The following is a 17,408-nucleotide window of genomic DNA, read 5'->3' as shown; positions in this document are numbered from 1 at the left end:
ATCTAACATCTTTATTCTAAAAAGAAAAATGGCTGAGTTCATAAAAATATATCCGGACAAACCTAGTGAAGCCGCTATTGCCAAAGTGGTAAAAGTGCTTCAGAACGGAGGTTTAGTTATTTATCCAACAGATACCGTTTATGGTTTAGGTTGTGATATTACCAATTCGCGCGCATTAGAGAAAATTGCAAAAATAAAAGGAGTTAAGCTTGAGAAAGCTAATTTCTCATTCATTTGTCATGATTTGAGCAATCTTTCAGATTATGTTCGTCAGATTGACACTTCAACTTTTAAGATCCTGAAAAGAGCATTGCCTGGGCCATATACTTTTATTTTGCCTGGAAACAATAATTTGCCAAAAGAGTTTAAAAAGAAAACAACAGTGGGTATTCGTGTCCCTGATAATAATATTGCGCTGGAAATTGTTCGCCAATTAGGAAACCCTATTGTATCGACTTCTATTCGTGATGAAGATGATGTAATTGAGTATACGACAGACCCGGAATTGATTTTTGAGAAATGGCAAAATCTTGTTGATCTTGTTATTGATGGAGGATACGGAGACAATGTAGGTTCGACGATTATAGATTTGTCAGAACATGAACCGGTTATAATAAGAGAAGGAAAAGGCGATATCGATATTTTGTAAGAATATTTTATTAATTATCTAGGATAATATAAAAAGGTTTGGTTAATTAGCTAAAAATTAACCAAACCTTTTCTGTTTTATGAAAAACCTCTATCTTTTTTTATTCTTATTTTCTTCTGTTACTATATTTTCGCAAAACATCCTTAAAGGTAAAATTTCCGGTAAAGATAATATTCCACTCGAAGGCGTAAATATTTATTTTGACGGAACTACAATTTCAACAATTTCAGATGCAAACGGTGATTTTAGCATTAAGTATGAACCCAATGCAAATAATATTTTAGCGATAAGTTTCATGGGATATCAAACAGAATATCTTACAGGACTTGATGCTTCGAAGCCATTAAATGTTAGCCTTACTGTTTCCGAAAATGAACTTAAAGAAGTAGTCATCACAAAAAATGAATTGTTTACCAGAGAACAGAAATTAAAATTGTTTAGAGAATACTTTTTGGGTAAAACAAATAATTCAAAATCTTGTGTGATAAAAAACGAATCAGATCTTCGTTTTAAATACGACAAAGAAAAACTAATTTTCACCGCCTCATCAGATAAACCTCTAACAATTGTAAATGAATCTTTAGGTTATAAAATTGATTTTGAATTAGTAGTTTTTGAAATTGCTTTTAGTAAATTAAGTATTAGTTCTAAAGATGTTATCAAAAACTTCTACGGAGGTGTAAGTAGATTTGAAGACATTGATAATTCAGTCGCAGTTTTAGAACGAAGAGAAAAAACCTTTCAAGGCTCACAAATGCAGTTTTTTAGAAATTTTGCTAAGAAAGATTGGGGAATAAAGAAATTTTTATTGCTTAATGATGATAATAGCATAGATCCTCTTACGCGTTTTAAAATTACTCAAGAGGAAGATTTTGTAAAAGTTGAAATTTTGCCACAGCCAAAAGGAGAAATTAAAAATGGAAATCTAAAAGATATTTTTGCTGCTTATAATATTGCATTTAACAGAACAGAGGAGTCAAAGATTACTTTTCAAACGGACAGCTTCTATATTTATAAGTACGGAAATAATTCAAATATTGAGAGTATACTTTTTTCGGGTAAAATTTCAGAAAAGAAAGTAGGAGATATGTTGCCACTAAATTACGGGATTAATTAAATTACCGGGCAATAAGAAATAGTAATTATTTGCTATTTGTAAAAAAAAACTGAAATCGAATAATATTATAAAATAAATAACTAACTTTAGATTAGTTAAAATTTAGTTAGTTTAAAGATAATGCTATTCTTAATTTATATTTAATTGGTTATTAAAAAAGTTAGGGATACATAAAAGCAGGTCAATTGACCTGCTTTTTCTGTTTAATAAAGTATGTGAAAAACGTAAATTATTTTTGTTGTTTTTTCATTTCTTTTTCAATCATATCATAGAATTGATCGATTTTTGGCATAACCACAATACGAGTTCTTCTGTTACGAGCTTTATCTTCTGGAGTATCATTAGCAACTAATGGTACATAAGAACTTCTACCAGCTGCGATTAATTTTGCAGGGTTAACACCAAGATCATTTGTTAATACACGTACAATAGATGTAGAACGTTTAACACTTAAGTCCCAGTTGTCTAACAAAATTCCGTTGCTTTTGTAAGGAACGTTATCTGTGTGACCTTCAACCATACATTCGAAATCTGGCTTGTCGTTTACTACTTTTGCAACTTTAGCCAAAACACCTTTAGCTTTGTCAGTTACATCATAGCTACCGCTTTTAAATAATAATTTGTCTGCGATAGAAATAAACACAACTCCTTTTTCTACGTTGATTTCGATATCCGGATCATTAATTCCAACAGCACCTTTTAAGCTTGTAACTAAAGCTAAAGTTACACTGTCTTTTTTAGTTAATGCATCCTGAAGTCTAGATATTTTTAAATCTTTTTCTTTTAAACTTTCTAATGATTTTTCAAGATTTTCAGCTCCTTTAGTTGTTAATACAGTTAAATCTTTAGAAGTGCTTATTAAGTCTTGATTGTGTGCTTTATAACTTTCAGCTGTAGCTGCTAATCCTGCTTTTTCCTCTAAACAAGCATTTAGTTTTACTGTGCAAGAGTTTAATAAATCTTGTGTCTCTTTGTTCTTAGCTTCTAATGCTGCGTACTGCTTTTTCGATACACACGAAGTTAAGGCCATTAATACTGATAGTGCAATTACTATTTTTCTCATAGGTATTATATTTAATTAAACGTTGATTACAAATTTAGTTTTTAATATTTTGATTACTGTTAAAGATTTCTTTAAATACGGTCAGTTTCTTTATGTAATACAAGAAAACGATACTTTTTACAGTATAGTATTGCTGTATCTGAAAATCTTTTCGTTCACGCAGATATTTTAAAGATATGCAATAAAATGAAAAATGCGCTTTCAAAATTGCAAAAGTATGTGCAAATTTTCCCTGTGTAAGAAAACGGATACCGGCGATACCGTCTAAAACCATTCTGAAGAAAATCACAAAAAACAAACCTTTTTTGGGTAAGTTTTTGACAAGCATTAATAATGAATTTCTAAAATTCAAATAGGTTTTTTTAGGATTTCCTTGTTGCAAAGTTGCTCCTCCAACATGATAAACAACTGATCCTGAATTGTATTTAATGATATGTCCTTCATTGGCAGCACGCCAGCACAAATCAATTTCTTCCTGATGCGCGAAAAAGCTTTCATCAAAACCTCCTAATTCATGATAAACTTCACTTCTTATAAAAAAACAAGCTCCTGAAGCCCAGAATAATTCACAATTATCATCGTATTGGCCATTGTCTTTTTCAATAGTGTCAAAAATACGTCCACGACAAAAAGGGAAACCGTACTTGTCAATAAATCCACCGGCTCCACCAGCATATTCAAAGTATTCTTTATTTTTAAAATCAAGAATTTTAGGCTGAATAATAGCGGTTTGGTTTTCTTTATCGAAAGTTTCAATAATAGGGTTTAGCCAATTTTCGGTCACCTCAATGTCTGAATTTACTAAGGCATAAATTTCAGCATTAATATGTTGCAAAGCATCATTGTAACCTTTTGCAAAGCCATGATTACCACTATTTACAACTATTTTTATGGTGGGAAAATTTTGTTTGATAAAATTTATAGAATCGTCTGTCGAAGCATTATCAGCGACATATATTTGGGTTCCTTCCGAAAATTGAACAACAGAGGGTAAAAACTGCTCTAACAATTTTACGCCGTTCCAATTTAAAATGACAACTGCAATTTTATCCAAAAGTAACTTTATTTATTTTTAATACTATTTATTCTTTGTAGTCCGGCAAGCTTCTTAGAAACTCATATTTTTCATTCTCAAAATCCATTTGACAATAAAAATGACTTAGACCGTTTGTCACATTCAAAAACCGTGCCTTCATTGTCATATTATAACGGGCAATCTGATCAAAAGTTGCCTGCGAAATCTTTACGCTGGGCGCTTTACATTCTACTAATATATGTATAGAACCATCCGGATTAAAGACCACAACATCGTATCTTTTTCGTAACCCGTTGACTGTTAAAACTTTCTCAACATTGATTAAAGATTTAGGGTATTTTTTCTCATCTATTAAATAATGAACTACATGCTGACGCACCCATTCCTCTGGGGTAAGAATGATAAATTTTTTCCTGATTTCATCGAAAATAGACACTTTATTTTCGCTATTTTTGAATCGGAAAGTATAAGAAGGAAAATTTAATTGCTGCATAGCGCAAAAATATAAAATAAGTTTAAAGATTAGGGTTTTCAATCTGAAATCTGAAATCTAAAATCTGCAATCAAAATAAATGGACGAAGTTGTAAAAATTGTTAACGATATCAAAGCCGGAAATATCAAACCAATTTATTTTTTGATGGGCGAGGAGCCTTATTATATTGATAAATTATCGGAATATATTGAGCAGAATATACTTTCGGAAGAGGAGAAGGGATTCAATCAAACGGTTTTATATGGTAGAGATGTTACTGTAGAAGATATCGTTTCTACAGCCAAACGCTATCCTATGATGGCTGATCGCCAGGTTGTTATTGTAAAAGAAGCTCAGGATTTGTCAAGAACAATTGATAAGATAGAATCTTACGTAAATAATCCTATGGAAACTACTGTTCTGGTTTTTTGTTACAAATACAAAACACTGGATAAACGTAAAAAAGTAACCAAATTATTAGCGCAAAACGGAATCGTTTACGAAAGTAAAAAACTATACGAAAATCAGGTTGGCGACTGGATAAAACGCGTACTTGCCGGAAAAAAATACACGATCGACCCAAAAGCAAATGCTATGTTAGTTGAGTTTTTGGGTACAGATTTGAGTAAAATCAACAATGAATTAGAAAAATTACAGATTATTTTGCCCCAGGGCACTGTAATTACGCCACAACATATCGAGGAAAATATTGGTTTTAGTAAAGATTATAATGTTTTCGAACTCAGAAAAGCCATTGGCGAACGCAATCAACTGAAAGCATACAAAATTGCCGAGAACTTCGCTCATAATCCAAAAGAATATCCATTGGTAATGACAACAGGATTGGTTTTTGGATTCTTTGTTCAGCTTTTAAAGTATCATGGACTTAAGGATAAAAATCCTAAAAATGTAGCTTCGGCAATTGGTGTAAATCCTTATTTTTTAAAGGAATATGACTTAGCAATTAAGAATTACCCAATGCGAAAAGTGAGTCAGATCGTAGGAGCACTGCGTGATGTTGATGTTAAAAGTAAAGGCGTAGGAGCCAATGCTTTACCTCAGGCAGATTTATTAAAAGAAATGCTGTATAAAATATTTAATTAAGCCGTGAAAATTCACGATATTTGCATCTCTAAAAAAATTACTACTTTCAAAATAATAATTACACAATTATGGGAATGAATAAAAATACCGTTCTAGGATGGGCTACTTTTATAATGGTACTTATGGGATTGTTGCTTATAGGTCTTGGCGCTTTCAGATACAGAGACGTCTCTGGCTGGGGGTTTGTAGCAGTGGGTGTTGGTTTTTTTGCTAACGCTTGGGTTTTTAATGCTTTAAAAGGCAGAGTATAATATTTTCGATATCAATTGCAACAATATAATTGCAATATTATAGGTTAATAAAAAATAATAATAAAAATTAAAAAATAAATAAGCATGTCAGACGATAAGAAAGTAATTTTCTCAATGCAGAAATTGAGTAAGACCTATCAGGGAGCAGACAAACCAGTACTTAAAAATATCTATCTGAGTTTCTTTTACGGTGCTAAAATTGGTATTTTAGGACTTAACGGATCAGGAAAATCTTCTCTTTTAAAAATTATTGCGGGAGTTGATAAAAATTATCAGGGAGATGTTGTTTTTCAACCGGGTTATACTGTAGGGTATTTAGAGCAAGAACCAATTCTTGATGATTCTAAAACCGTTATCGAAATTGTCCGTGAAGGAGCTGCAGAAACGATGGCAGTTTTAGAAGAGTACAATCAAATTAATGATTTATTCGGTCTTGAAGAAAACTATTCTGATCCTGATAAAATGGATAAGTTGATGGATCGTCAGGCCGCTTTACAAGACAAAATTGATGCTCTTGGCGCTTGGGAAATCGATACCAAACTAGAAATTGCAATGGATGCTTTGCGTACTCCGGAAGGTGATACGCCTATCAAAAACCTTTCAGGAGGAGAGCGCCGTCGTGTGGCTTTATGTCGTTTGTTATTGCAACAGCCTGATGTATTGTTACTTGATGAGCCAACCAACCACCTTGATGCTGAGTCTGTACTTTGGTTAGAGCAGCATTTAGCACAATATGCAGGAACTGTAATCGCTGTAACGCACGATAGATATTTCCTTGATAATGTTGCAGGATGGATTCTTGAGTTGGATAGAGGAGAAGGTATTCCGTGGAAAGGAAATTATTCTTCTTGGTTAGACCAAAAATCAAGCCGTATGGCACAAGAAGAAAAAGTAGCTTCTAAACGTAGAAAAACGTTAGAGCGTGAGCTTGACTGGGTTCGTCAGGGAGCAAAAGGACGTCAGACAAAGCAAAAAGCACGTTTACAGAATTACGACAAATTATTGAATGAAGACCAAAAACAACTGGATGAAAATCTGGAAATCTATATCCCGAACGGTCCACGTTTAGGAACCAATGTTATTGAAGCGAAGAATGTTGCCAAAGCTTTTGGAGATAAATTATTGTATGATAATTTAAATTTCACTTTGCCACAAGCCGGAATTGTTGGAATTATCGGGCCAAACGGTGCTGGTAAATCGACCATTTTCAAAATGATTATGGGAGAGCAAGCTACAGACAGCGGAGAATTTTCAGTAGGAGAAACGGTAAAAATCGCTTACGTAGATCAGTCTCACTCTAACATAGATCCGAATAAATCTATTTGGGAAAATTTTGCCGACGGTCAGGAATTAATTATGATGGGCGGAAAGCAAGTGAACTCAAGAGCTTACTTATCTCGTTTCAACTTTGGTGGAGGAGAGCAAAATAAAAAAGTTTCAATGTTATCGGGTGGAGAGCGTAACCGTTTGCACCTTGCAATGACATTGAAAGAAGAAGGAAACGTACTTTTACTGGATGAGCCTACGAATGATTTGGATGTAAATACACTTCGTGCACTTGAAGAAGGTTTGGAGAATTTTGCAGGTTGTGCCGTTATTATTTCGCACGACAGATGGTTCTTAGACAGAATTTGTACACACATTTTGGCTTTCGAAGGAGATTCTGAAGTTTATTATTTCGAAGGTGGTTTCTCTGAATATGAAGAAAACAAAAAGAAACGTTTAGGTGGTGATTTAACTCCGAAACGTTTGAAATACAGAAAGTTAATTAGATAATTTTCTAATAAATTTTAAAATTTAAAAATCCCAAATTCCAACTTAAAAACTGGAGTTTTGGGATTTTTTCTATTATTATATGTCATTTCGACGGAGGAGACTTGAGCGATAGCGACTAGCGAAGCAAATCACATTAGAAGCTTGACAAAGATTAGCGATTTAGATTGCGGAGTTCCGAGTGTGATCCCTCGTTCCTCGGGATGACAAAACTGACGATAATTGGAATTTAGAATTTTTTAAAATTTGGAATTTAAATAAATTTCGCCTTCAACTCCGGAGTAGGAATCATGCAGCTTTCTTTTTTGCCGTACCATTTATAACGGTTTTTAGCAATATAATCGTAAATATAATTTCGAAGTTTTTCAGGGAAAATTTTTAAAATAGAAGCAAAGCTATAAATTCCGCCTAAATCTTCTCCAATTTCCAAAACTGCTGAAGATTTATAATAATAAGCAACGCCTGGATGATATAAAATAATACTGTCAATTTTAGTTTGATCAACACCTATGTATTTACAGATCTCGATTCCCAATTCTGATTGCAAAGCCACAAATCTAAAAATATCTTTTTTGTCATGTTTAATAATAAACTGAACTGCACCGTTGCATAAATTGCAAACGCCATCGAAAAGAATTATTTTTTTGTTTTTAGGAAGGTCTTCCATTTGGAAAAGTTTCAAGTTTAAGGTTTCAAGTTTTAAGCTTTGTCAAAGTTTAAAACTTTGACAAAGCTGATGCTGGTTTGTTATTTCTCCTTCTTAGAATTGAAAATAGTAATAATAATAGGTATAATTTTTTACTATCTATAATATAAAACCAATAGATTTTATGAATCAAAAATCGCTTCCATAAATAAATTTTAAGCGATTTTTATAAAATATCTATCTTCTTAATCGTCTTTTTTAAAATCTATCCTAAAATCGCTTTATTTTAATTTTTTCTAGAATTTTAGTCTTTTTAAAACTTAAAACTGTCACTGAGACTGAAAACTTATTTCTTAGCCGCCTCAACTAATTCCAATTCATCCAAACTTACTTTCGAAGTAAAAATCCCGTAATTTACTGTTGCCTTATTTTTTTCTATCGAGTCTATACTTCCAACAGATCTTCCGTCGAGCATTCGGACTCTGTCGCCAACTTTTAAAATTGGTTTTGGTTTTTCAATAACAGGTTTGAGTTTCTTTTCTTTTTTCTCTTTTCGAATTTCTTCAACCTGAACCGAAACTTCGGCGATAACTTCTTTTTTCTTTTCGATTATAGCTTTGGTTTCTTTTGGAGTTGCTTTTTTACGTTTTGAATTTTCAATTTCTATGATTTTCAAAAATTCCCCAATCAATTCTTTTTTATTTTTATTATTGAAATATTTCTCCGAGATGTCTTCTATTTTCTGACCAATGTAAATTGTCTTTTGGTTGCTATCATATAATTCCTGATAGCTTTCTAATTTCTGTTTTATTTTTACATTGATGTTTTCCATCTTTTTGCTTTCTTCACGAGCTCGGGTTTCTTCTTCTTTAAGATTTATAGAAGTTTTTTCAAGCTTCGATCTTTCTTTCTGAAGTGTTGCAATGGTTTTATCAAAACGAACTTTTCCAACTTCGATTTTCTTTTTGGCACGATTGATTAATCCAAACGGGATTCCGTTTTTCAATGCAACTTCAAAAGTAAACGAACTACCAGCTTGACCAAGAGCCAATTTATACATCGGTTCCAATGACTTTTCATCAAACATCATATTGGCATTTGTGGCAAAAGGCAATTCGTTTGCAAGAATTTTCAAGTTCGAATAATGCGTTGTTATAATTCCGAAAGCTTCACGATGATAAAATTCTTCTAAGAAAATTTCAGCCAAAGCGCCACCCAATTCAGGATCAGAACCTGTACCAAACTCATCAATCAAAAACATAGTTTTCTTATTACATTTCTTTAAAAAGTAATTCATGTTTTTTAATCGGTAACTATAAGTACTCAAATGGTTTTCAATAGATTGATTGTCACCAATATCTGTTAGAATTCTATCAAACAAAAAGGTTTCACTACGTTCGTGAACCGGAATTAACATACCGGATTGCAACATCAATTGCAATAAACCAACTGTCTTAAGCGAAATTGTTTTTCCTCCCGCATTTGGTCCTGAAATGACAATAATACGGTTATCTTGTTTTAATTCAATTGTTTGCGGATGTGTAACTTCGTTTTTTTGTTTGTTATTCAAATACAAAATAGGATGATACGCTTCTCTAAAAAACAATCTTCTTTCTTCGGTGATTGTTGGTAGTATTCCGTTTATTCTATTCGCATATTTTGCTTTTCCTGCAACGACATCAATATCACTTAAAAATTCCTGATATTCAACTAATAAAGGTAAATATGGTCGAATTTGATTTGATAATTGTTTTAGAATTCTGGTAATTTCTTCTTTTTCCTCGTATTCAAGATTTGCTAATTCTCTGGAATATTGCAAAGTAGCTTCAGGTTCGATATAAGCGATACTTCCGGTTTTAGAACTTCCTAAAATCGAGCCTTTTACTTTACGGCGATACATTGCTAAAACGGCAAGCACTCTACGATTTTGCACAAAACTTTCTTTAATGTCATCTAAATAACCAAGACTATTATTGTGAGAAAGTGCTACTCCAAAACTTTGGTTTACTTTACCACGAACGATATTCATATTCTGGCGAATACTCAATAAAGCCGGTGAAGCATTGTCTTTGATTTCTCCGTATTTATCTACAATTGCATCTATGAGAGTTACAATATCTTTAGTATATTCAACTCTTGAAGCTCTTGCGTTTAAGTTTGGATAGTAGTCATCAAACTTTTTAAGGAAATTCAACAAGAAATTTGCTGTTGATGAAAGTGTCGCAATTTTTCTAAAACTTCCTACTTCCAGGAAACTATCTTCAATTGCCAGAAATTTAATTTCGTGCGTTATGGCATCAAACCCATGATTGGGAATGGCGTTATTATTTTCAAAAGACGAAACATACTCTGAAGTTTGCATTAAAGCCTGCATCAAAGTTTCTTTATCTCTAAATGGTGTTATTCTTAAAGCTTTTTCTTTTCCTATATCTGTATTACAGCCTGCTGAAATAGTTTCGAGCACTGTAGGGAATTGTAAATCTTGTAATGTCTTTTCGGTAATGGATATCATTTATTTTCTTTAACAAAGTACACGCAAAAGTACGAAAACATTAGTATTCAATTCTACAAAGTTTATATCTAAATTTATGATTGCTAAATATGATTTGAATAAAAAAATCCTGAAATTCGCATAAAAAAAGATATGGACATAAAAATGCATGATTCCTGGAAACCGGTTTTGAATGAAGAATTTGAAAAACCATATTTCAATTCATTGATTGACTTTGTAAAATCTGAATATGCTACTAAGGTTTGTTATCCAAAAGGGAGTCAGATTTTTTCAGCTTTTGATCATTGTCATTTTGATCAGGTAAAAGTTGTGATAATTGGACAAGATCCTTATCACGGACCTAATCAGGCAAATGGATTGTGTTTTTCTGTAAACGACGGGATTCCATTTCCGCCATCTCTTCAAAATATTTTCAAAGAAATCGAAACCGATTTAAATTTACCTATTCCTAAAACAGGAAATTTAGAACGTTGGGCAGATCAGGGTGTTTTTCTTTTAAATGCTACTTTAACTGTTAGGCAATCTGAAGCAGGAAGTCATCAGGGAAAAGGCTGGGAAAAATTTACAGATGCTGTGATTAAACAAATTTCTGCTGAAAAAGAAAATGTGGTGTTTTTACTTTGGGGAGGTTTTGCTCAAAAGAAAGCGTCTTTGATCGATGCATCAAAACATCATATTTTAAAATCCGGACATCCGTCTCCTTTAAGTGCTAATAGAGGTTTTTGGTTTGGCAATAAACATTTTAGTCTCACAAATGCTTTTTTGAAATCAAAAGGAATGAAGGAGATTCAATGGTAATTGAATACTAATTTCAAAAATTTTCACGAATTGTATAATTTTTTTCAAATTCGAATTCGTGAAAATTAGTGAAATCCGTGTTGTTATTTTTCGACAGGTTTCTTTATAATCTCGTCTAAAACTGCTTTGTTTTCGTAGTTAATTACTTTAAGGATAATCTCTTGGTTTTTAACTGTTTTTCCTTCGATAATGTAAAGTTTTCCTTTTTTGAACGGAACATTACTTTGATCAAAATCAACATCTCCAAATTTCAATGTGTTTTTAATATCAGCCGTATCGATCCATTTTTCGTTTAGAGTCTGAACTGCTTTTTCAGAATACTGGAAAGGTTTTGTGCGTAAACTATTTAAAACTCTGGCATTAGGAAAATAGTTGCAACGGGTATCTTTTCCGCTAAAAACAAGGGCTACAAAAAAGCATCCCATAACTAAACCAATAAGATAATATGCAAAACGGTGTACGAACTTCATGAAATAAAATTTTTGCAAAGGTACATTAAAGTTCCCTTAAAATACAAGTAAATTGATGTCGTTATCCGGTAAATCAAACCATTCGCCAATTGCTTTGTTGGTTAAAATTCCGTGATAAAGATAGATTCCGTTTTTTAAACCTTTATTGCATCTTATGGCACTTTCCAGACCTCCATCTTCAGCAATTTGTAATAAATAAGGAGTTAGTATGTTACTTATTGATAATGAGGCAGTTTTGGAATATCTTGAAGGTATATTAGGAACGCAATAGTGCAAAACATTGCTTTTTATAAAAGTCGGTTTTTCGTGAGTTGTAACTTCCGATGTTTCAAAGCATCCTCCGGTATCGATACTTACATCAACAATTACAGCGCCTCTTTTCATGTGTTCCACCATTGTTTCTGTCACTATAATCGGACAGCGTTCTTTGCCACGCATGGCACCAATAGCGACATCACAGCGTCTTAACGCTTTTAATAATGCTTTTTGCTGCACTGTAGAGGTGAAAATTCTTTGATTTAAGTTGTTTTGTAAACGACGTAATTTTGTAATCGAATTATCAAAAACCTTTACATTTGCTCCCAAACCAATAGCAGTTTTAGCGGCAAATTCACCAACTGTTCCTGCACCTAAAATCACAACTTCGGTAGGAGGGACGCCGGTAATGTTTCCGAATAAAAGTCCTTTTCCAAATTCGTTTGTGATCATCAATTCTGCAGCTATAAGTATAGAAGCTGTTCCCGCAATTTCGCTTAACGATTTAACAGCAGGATAAGAACCGTCCTCATCTTTGATATATTCAAAAGCAAGTGCGGTAATTTTTTTCTGTGCCAAAGCTTCGAAATATTCTTTCTTTTTGGTTTTTAACTGAATAGCCGAAATGATTATCGTTTCCGGATTAATCATTTTAATTTCTGCTATAGTAGGAGGTTCTACTTTTAGTAACATCGGACATCCAAAAACTTTCTTGGTATCTTTTGTTACTTCAGCTCCCGCATCAGAATATTCTTTATCAGAATAACTGGAACTTTCTCCGGCTCCGGATTCAATCATAACACGATGACCTTCGTAAGTCAAAGAGTTTACGGCGTCTGGAGTTAAGCAAATACGACGTTCCTGATAACTTGTTTCTTTAGGGATTCCTATAAAAAGTTCTCTTTTGAATCGGCCAACTTCAAGTTTTTCTTCTTGTGGCAACAATTGTTGTTTCGTAAATGGAGTTAAGGTGATTGACATGGGTTGTGCGAAAAATTAAGAGTACAAATTACGTAAAAAGTTTTAAAATCAGTGTAAAAATTCTGCTAATACTATGTCATTAAATTAAGGTATAATTTTTTCCATTTTAATGTCGGCTCTTTCATAACTTACATTTCCTAAAGGAACTTCGATAAAACCGAATTTCTCGTATAGATGAATTGCGGGAAGTAATTTTCGGTTCGAATATAAAATGAGTTTTTTTATGTTGTTTTCTTCGGCTACAGCCAAACAATGAATTAGTAATTTGTTCCCAATTCCGAGACCTTGCGCTTTATCTGAAACAGCCATTTTACTCAATTCAAATGTGTTATGATCAATTTTCATTAAAGAAACGGTTCCTATAATTTCACCTTTATATTTAGCATAGAAAATTAATCCGCCTTTATCAATAATTTCTTCCTGCGGATTCGAAAGTACTATTTCATCTTTTTCCTCAACTTTAAAATATTTTTGAAGCCATTCTTTGTTTAAAGTTTTGATGGGTTCTTTTAAATCTGGAGAAAAGGGAATAATTTCTACGGTATTCATTTATATATGTATATTGTTTCACAGAGATTCACGAAGATTTCGCAAAGTCACACAAAAAATTATGATAAAAGCTTTGCGAACCTTTGCGAAATATTGGTGAATCTTTGCGGAATATTTATTCTAATATCAATTCTCTTTTTCCATCTGCTAATAACTCAATAGTAACGACCGAATGTTCTTCAGGAATTAAACTGGCAATTTTTTCAGACCATTCAATAAAACACCAATTTCCGGAATACAAATAATCATCCACTCCCATATCAAGCGCTTCAGTTTCTTTATTTAATCTGTAAAAGTCAAAATGATAAACGATCTGATTGTTAGAAGTATAGTATTCATTAACTAAAGAAAAAGTTGGGCTGCTTGTAGCATCTTCAACTCCCAGACTTTTACAAAGTTGTTTGATTAAAGTGGTTTTTCCAACTCCCATTTCTCCATTAAAAAGAATAATTTTCTTTGGGTTTTGAGCTAAAATTTTCTCTGCTACTTCTTTGATTTGGTCTAATGAAAAAACGATATTCATTTTTATTGCTTATTAATTATGGTCTCAATTTTGAGTTTTCAGTCACAGTTTTCAGTCTCAGTTGAGCACTGTAAACTGCGTTTTTTTTTGCCACAGATTAAAAGATTTTATTGATTTTTCTAATCTGTGAAATCTGTGGCAAATTTCTTTTTACTGCAAACTGCGACTGAAAACTTTTCTATTTCGGGTTAAAAACCAAGAACGGAATAATCATTTCTTCTAATGAAATTCCTCCGTGTTGATATGTATTTCTGTAATAACTCACATAATGATTGTAGTTGTTTACGTAGGCTAAAAAGAAATCATTTTTAGCAAAAATAAACGAACTACTCATGTTTATAGCCGGTAAACCAATGTCTTTTGGTTCTTTTACCACGTAAACATCTTTTTGTTCGTACGTTAAACTACGACCTGTTTTATAGCGCAAATTTAAACTTGTATTTTTATCTCCCACCACTTTTGACGGGTTTTTTACATTAATTGTTCCGTGATCTGTAGTCAGGATCAATTTGAAACCTAAAAGTTGTGCTTGTTGAATAATTTCTAGAAGCGGAGAATTTTTAAACCAGCTTAAAGTCAGTGAGCGATACGCTTTATCATCAGAAGCTAGTTCTTTTACAACATCCATTTCGGTTTTTGCGTGAGATAACATATCAACAAAATTGTATACTACGGTAACTAAATCATTGCCTTTAAGTGCTTTGAAGTTTTCTGCTAGTTTTTTTCCTCCTGCGTAATTGGTGATTTTAAAATAATCTTCTTTAATATTTAAACCCAAACGTTTTAATTGAGCTGAAAGAAATTCAGCTTCGTAAAGGTTTTTTCCGCCGTCTTCAACGTCATTTTTCCAGTATTGCGGAAATTGTTTTTCCATTTCTGTTGGCAATAAACCAGAGAAAATAGCATTTCTGGCATATTGTGTTGCCGTTGGAAGGATAGAGAAATAAGGAACTTCTTTTTCTAATTTGTAATAATTTGCTACAACGGTTTCAAAAGATTTCCATTGGTCGTAACGTAAATTATCAATTACAACAAACAAAATTGGTTTGTCTTTCTTTTTGATTTCAGGAACTACCAATTCCTTAAATAAATTGTGGGATTGAATTGGTTTATCTGCTTTTGGAGCAAACCAGTCTTCATAATTTCTTTCGATGTATTTTCCGAATTGCGAATTGGCTTCAACTTTTTGTGATTCAAGAATTTCAATCATTGCCTGATCGTTGATGTTTTCTAATTCTAATTCCCAGAAAATTAATTTTTTATACAATTCTACCCAATCTTCATAGGAGTTTACCATCGCCATTTCCATAGAGATTTTCCTAAATTCCTTTTGATAATCAAGGGTTGTTTTTTCAGAAATCAATCTTGAATGGTCCAGATTTTTCTTTAAACTCAGTAAAATCTGATTTGGATTTACCGGTTTGATCAAATAATCAGCGATTTTAGAACCAATGGCTTCTTCCATTATGTATTCTTCCTCGCTTTTGGTAATCATAATCATCGGAATGGCTGATTTTTTTTCTTTCATTTCAGAAAGTGTTTCAAGACCGCTCATTCCCGGCATATTTTCATCAAGAAAAACAATGTCAAAATTATCTTCTTCAAATAAGGCAATAGCATCTAAACCATTGTTGCAAGTGGTTACAGCGTAGTTTTTTTTCTCCAGAAATAATATATGTGGTTTCAAAAGATCGATTTCATCATCGACCCAAAGTATTTTTATCTTATCCATAAACGTATTTAATTTTAATGCAATTTAGAGGTATAGAACTTAAAAAGTATTAAAAATAGTATAAATTTCAGAATAACAAAAGTTGATTTTTTTATAAAAACTTTTTTTGAATTTAGTATTACATTGAAAATCACGACAATTTAATGTCAATTTTTAAATGAAAAACACAAAGCTGTTTATAGTTAATTACTTATATTTGTTGACCTAAAAAGAACCAAATAGTGACTCAGATCAATAAGTTAAAAATATTCAATGATCCCATTTACGGGTTTATTTCTATCCCGAACGAACTTATTTACGACTTAATTCAGCATCCGTATTTTCAGCGTTTACGCCGTATTTCGCAAATGGGAATGTCGTATTTGGTTTATCCCGGAGCCAATCACACGCGTTTTCATCATGCTTTGGGCTGCATGCATTTAATGCAAAAAGCAGTTGAAACGCTTCGTTTTAAAGGAGTTGCTATTTCAAGCGATGAAGAATGTGCTTTGTTAATAGCTATTTTACTGCACGATATTGGTCACGGGCCATTTTCGCATGCAATGGAAAAAAGTATTGTCGAAGATGTGAATCATGAAGCGATTTCGTTATTATTCATGAATCAGTTGAATGATGAATTTGACGGAAAACTGAGTCTGGCAATTCAGGTTTTTAAAGGAGAATACCACAGGAAGTTTATGTTGCAATTGATTTCAAGTCAGTTGGATATGGATCGAATGGACTATTTGAAACGTGATAGTTTTTACACTGGTGTTGCCGAAGGAAATGTCAATTCTGAACGTTTGATTCAGATGATGAATGTTGTTGATGGTGTTTTGGTAATTGAGGAAAAAGGAATTTACTCGGTAGAGAAATTTTTGCTTTCAAGAAGATTAATGTACTGGCAGGCATACTTGCATAAAACAAGTTTGGTTGCAGAGTTAATTTTGATGAATGTACTAAAAAGAGCCAAAGAATTAACATTAAAAGGAATTAATTTGCCTTGCAGTGAGCCGCTTTTGTATTTTATGCAAAATAAAGTGACTTTGGAAGATTTTGATGCTGATAAATTAGATTTATTTTCGCAACTAGATGATTTTGATATTATTAGCGCTTTGAAAGCATGGCAAAAGCAAGAAGATTTTGTGCTTTCTACTTTAAGTAAAATGTTGATTAATAGAGATTTATTAAAAATTAAATTAAGTGCAGAGAAAATTTCTGCAGAAGAATCTCAATCTTTAAAGGAAGAATTTGCTAATGCGCACCATATTACACAGTTAGAAGCCGGATATTTTATTTTTAGAGGAAAAATAAAAAATCAGGCGTATAGCAAAGAAGCTGAACCAATACGAATTTTCAAAAAAGATAAAACAATTGAGGATGTTGTTGAAGCTTCTGATCAGCTGAATTTGAAATCGTTATCTAAACTAGTTACAAAATATTACATCTGTTTTCCAAAACAACTTATCTAAAATTAACATTTAAAATCTATTTTTT

Annotated in this window: 17 protein-coding genes; 7 read left to right on the top strand and 10 right to left on the bottom strand. The window is 32.5% G+C overall.

All coding sequences use genetic code 11. The features are described 5' to 3' along the window. Positions 1–28 precede the first annotated feature (28 nt). The gene (locus ACIDC4_RS06245; RefSeq protein WP_412042223.1) at positions 29–649 is read left to right on the top strand and encodes an L-threonylcarbamoyladenylate synthase; all 621 of its coding nucleotides are present in this window, start codon (positions 29–31) and stop codon (positions 647–649) included. Positions 650–728: 79 nt separating this feature from the next. Continuing rightward, the gene (locus tag ACIDC4_RS06240; protein WP_412042222.1) at positions 729–1,766 is read left to right on the top strand and encodes a carboxypeptidase-like regulatory domain-containing protein; all 1,038 of its coding nucleotides are present in this window, start codon (positions 729–731) and stop codon (positions 1,764–1,766) included. Positions 1,767–1,995: 229 nt separating this feature from the next. Here ACIDC4_RS06240 and ACIDC4_RS06235 read toward each other — a convergent pair whose 3' ends face one another. The 3 genes from ACIDC4_RS06235 to ACIDC4_RS06225 are packed head-to-tail and all read right to left on the bottom strand — an operon-like array spanning position 1,996 to position 4,358. After that, on the bottom strand, positions 1,996–2,829 hold the full coding sequence (locus ACIDC4_RS06235) for an OmpA/MotB family protein (protein WP_412042221.1): 834 nt from the start codon (positions 2,827–2,829) through the stop codon (positions 1,996–1,998). A gap of 34 nt (positions 2,830–2,863) precedes the next feature. After that, entirely contained in the window at positions 2,864–3,883 is a 1,020-nt protein-coding gene (locus ACIDC4_RS06230; protein ID WP_412042220.1) for a glycosyltransferase family 2 protein, read from the bottom strand. Positions 3,884–3,911: 28 nt separating this feature from the next. Then, positions 3,912–4,358 (bottom strand): type I restriction enzyme HsdR N-terminal domain-containing protein, encoded by a 447-nt coding sequence (locus ACIDC4_RS06225; RefSeq protein WP_412042219.1) that lies wholly within the window; start codon positions 4,356–4,358, stop codon positions 3,912–3,914. A 79-nt stretch (positions 4,359–4,437) separates the two neighbouring features. Here ACIDC4_RS06225 and holA point away from each other — a divergent pair, with 79 nt between their 5' ends. From holA to ettA, 3 genes are all read left to right on the top strand, one after another. After that, the gene (holA, locus tag ACIDC4_RS06220) at positions 4,438–5,442 is read left to right on the top strand and encodes a DNA polymerase III subunit delta (RefSeq protein WP_412042218.1); all 1,005 of its coding nucleotides are present in this window, start codon (positions 4,438–4,440) and stop codon (positions 5,440–5,442) included. Between the two features lie 68 nt (positions 5,443–5,510). Next, positions 5,511–5,693 (top strand): CAL67264 family membrane protein, encoded by a 183-nt coding sequence (locus tag ACIDC4_RS06215; RefSeq protein WP_035680915.1) that lies wholly within the window; start codon positions 5,511–5,513, stop codon positions 5,691–5,693. An 84-nt stretch (positions 5,694–5,777) separates the two neighbouring features. Then, on the top strand, positions 5,778–7,469 hold the full coding sequence (gene ettA / locus ACIDC4_RS06210) for an energy-dependent translational throttle protein EttA (RefSeq protein ID WP_026985169.1): 1,692 nt from the start codon (positions 5,778–5,780) through the stop codon (positions 7,467–7,469). Between the two features lie 250 nt (positions 7,470–7,719). Here ettA and ACIDC4_RS06205 read toward each other — a convergent pair whose 3' ends face one another. Continuing rightward, on the bottom strand, positions 7,720–8,133 hold the full coding sequence (locus ACIDC4_RS06205) for a thiol-disulfide oxidoreductase DCC family protein (RefSeq protein WP_412042217.1): 414 nt from the start codon (positions 8,131–8,133) through the stop codon (positions 7,720–7,722). 325 nt (positions 8,134–8,458) lie between these two features. Further along, on the bottom strand, positions 8,459–10,624 hold the full coding sequence (locus tag ACIDC4_RS06200) for an endonuclease MutS2 (RefSeq protein WP_412042216.1): 2,166 nt from the start codon (positions 10,622–10,624) through the stop codon (positions 8,459–8,461). Between the two features lie 132 nt (positions 10,625–10,756). Here ACIDC4_RS06200 and ACIDC4_RS06195 point away from each other — a divergent pair, with 132 nt between their 5' ends. Continuing rightward, complete coding sequence (locus tag ACIDC4_RS06195; RefSeq protein ID WP_412042215.1) at positions 10,757–11,422, top strand: uracil-DNA glycosylase; 666 nt, start codon at positions 10,757–10,759, stop codon at positions 11,420–11,422. Between the two features lie 83 nt (positions 11,423–11,505). Here the strand turns inward: ACIDC4_RS06195 and ACIDC4_RS06190 are convergent, their stop codons facing one another. From ACIDC4_RS06190 to porX, 5 genes are all read right to left on the bottom strand, one after another. Continuing rightward, on the bottom strand, positions 11,506–11,892 hold the full coding sequence (locus ACIDC4_RS06190) for a DUF4258 domain-containing protein (protein WP_412042214.1): 387 nt from the start codon (positions 11,890–11,892) through the stop codon (positions 11,506–11,508). A 36-nt stretch (positions 11,893–11,928) separates the two neighbouring features. Next, positions 11,929–13,128: an alanine dehydrogenase gene (locus ACIDC4_RS06185; RefSeq protein ID WP_412042213.1), complete on the bottom strand. Its 1,200-nt coding sequence runs from the start codon at positions 13,126–13,128 to the stop codon at positions 11,929–11,931. Between the two features lie 84 nt (positions 13,129–13,212). Beyond that, positions 13,213–13,677 (bottom strand): GNAT family N-acetyltransferase, encoded by a 465-nt coding sequence (locus ACIDC4_RS06180; protein ID WP_412042212.1) that lies wholly within the window; start codon positions 13,675–13,677, stop codon positions 13,213–13,215. A 115-nt stretch (positions 13,678–13,792) separates the two neighbouring features. Then, on the bottom strand, positions 13,793–14,200 hold the full coding sequence (gene tsaE / locus ACIDC4_RS06175) for a tRNA (adenosine(37)-N6)-threonylcarbamoyltransferase complex ATPase subunit type 1 TsaE (RefSeq protein ID WP_412042211.1): 408 nt from the start codon (positions 14,198–14,200) through the stop codon (positions 13,793–13,795). Positions 14,201–14,378: 178 nt separating this feature from the next. Then, positions 14,379–15,932 (bottom strand): T9SS response regulator signal transducer PorX, encoded by a 1,554-nt coding sequence (gene porX, locus ACIDC4_RS06170; protein ID WP_412042210.1) that lies wholly within the window; start codon positions 15,930–15,932, stop codon positions 14,379–14,381. Between the two features lie 221 nt (positions 15,933–16,153). Here porX and ACIDC4_RS06165 point away from each other — a divergent pair, with 221 nt between their 5' ends. Beyond that, positions 16,154–17,383 carry an HD domain-containing protein gene (locus ACIDC4_RS06165; RefSeq protein WP_412042209.1) on the top strand — a complete coding sequence of 410 codons (1,230 nt, stop codon included), beginning with the start codon at positions 16,154–16,156 and terminating at the stop codon, positions 17,381–17,383. Positions 17,384–17,408 lie beyond the last annotated feature (25 nt).

This window comes from Flavobacterium sp. C3NV (assembly GCF_046825355.2).
In the GTDB taxonomy this organism is placed as follows: Bacteria; Bacteroidota; Bacteroidia; order Flavobacteriales; family Flavobacteriaceae; genus Flavobacterium.
Note: the sequence above shows the minus strand (reverse complement) of the source record. Positions and strands in the feature narration are given on the sequence as shown.

What these genes read in the sequence shown, in the direction of transcription:
- ACIDC4_RS06190 (WP_412042214.1), bottom strand. Translation starts at nt 11,892, where the DNA reads ATGAAGTTCGTACACCGTTTTGCATATTATCTTATTGGTTTAGTTATG.
- ACIDC4_RS06245 (WP_412042223.1), top strand. Translation starts at nt 29, where the DNA reads ATGGCTGAGTTCATAAAAATATATCCGGACAAACCTAGTGAAGCCGCT.
- ACIDC4_RS06180 (WP_412042212.1), bottom strand. Translation starts at nt 13,677, where the DNA reads ATGAATACCGTAGAAATTATTCCCTTTTCTCCAGATTTAAAAGAACCC.
- ACIDC4_RS06240 (WP_412042222.1), top strand. Translation starts at nt 729, where the DNA reads ATGAAAAACCTCTATCTTTTTTTATTCTTATTTTCTTCTGTTACTATA.
- porX (WP_412042210.1), bottom strand. Translation starts at nt 15,932, where the DNA reads ATGGATAAGATAAAAATACTTTGGGTCGATGATGAAATCGATCTTTTG.
- ettA (WP_026985169.1), top strand. Translation starts at nt 5,778, where the DNA reads ATGTCAGACGATAAGAAAGTAATTTTCTCAATGCAGAAATTGAGTAAG.
- ACIDC4_RS06200 (WP_412042216.1), bottom strand. Translation starts at nt 10,624, where the DNA reads ATGATATCCATTACCGAAAAGACATTACAAGATTTACAATTCCCTACA.
- holA (WP_412042218.1), top strand. Translation starts at nt 4,438, where the DNA reads ATGGACGAAGTTGTAAAAATTGTTAACGATATCAAAGCCGGAAATATC.
- ACIDC4_RS06205 (WP_412042217.1), bottom strand. Translation starts at nt 8,133, where the DNA reads ATGGAAGACCTTCCTAAAAACAAAAAAATAATTCTTTTCGATGGCGTT.
- ACIDC4_RS06225 (WP_412042219.1), bottom strand. Translation starts at nt 4,358, where the DNA reads ATGCAGCAATTAAATTTTCCTTCTTATACTTTCCGATTCAAAAATAGC.
- ACIDC4_RS06185 (WP_412042213.1), bottom strand. Translation starts at nt 13,128, where the DNA reads ATGTCAATCACCTTAACTCCATTTACGAAACAACAATTGTTGCCACAA.
- ACIDC4_RS06235 (WP_412042221.1), bottom strand. Translation starts at nt 2,829, where the DNA reads ATGAGAAAAATAGTAATTGCACTATCAGTATTAATGGCCTTAACTTCG.
- tsaE (WP_412042211.1), bottom strand. Translation starts at nt 14,200, where the DNA reads ATGAATATCGTTTTTTCATTAGACCAAATCAAAGAAGTAGCAGAGAAA.
- ACIDC4_RS06195 (WP_412042215.1), top strand. Translation starts at nt 10,757, where the DNA reads ATGGACATAAAAATGCATGATTCCTGGAAACCGGTTTTGAATGAAGAA.
- ACIDC4_RS06215 (WP_035680915.1), top strand. Translation starts at nt 5,511, where the DNA reads ATGGGAATGAATAAAAATACCGTTCTAGGATGGGCTACTTTTATAATG.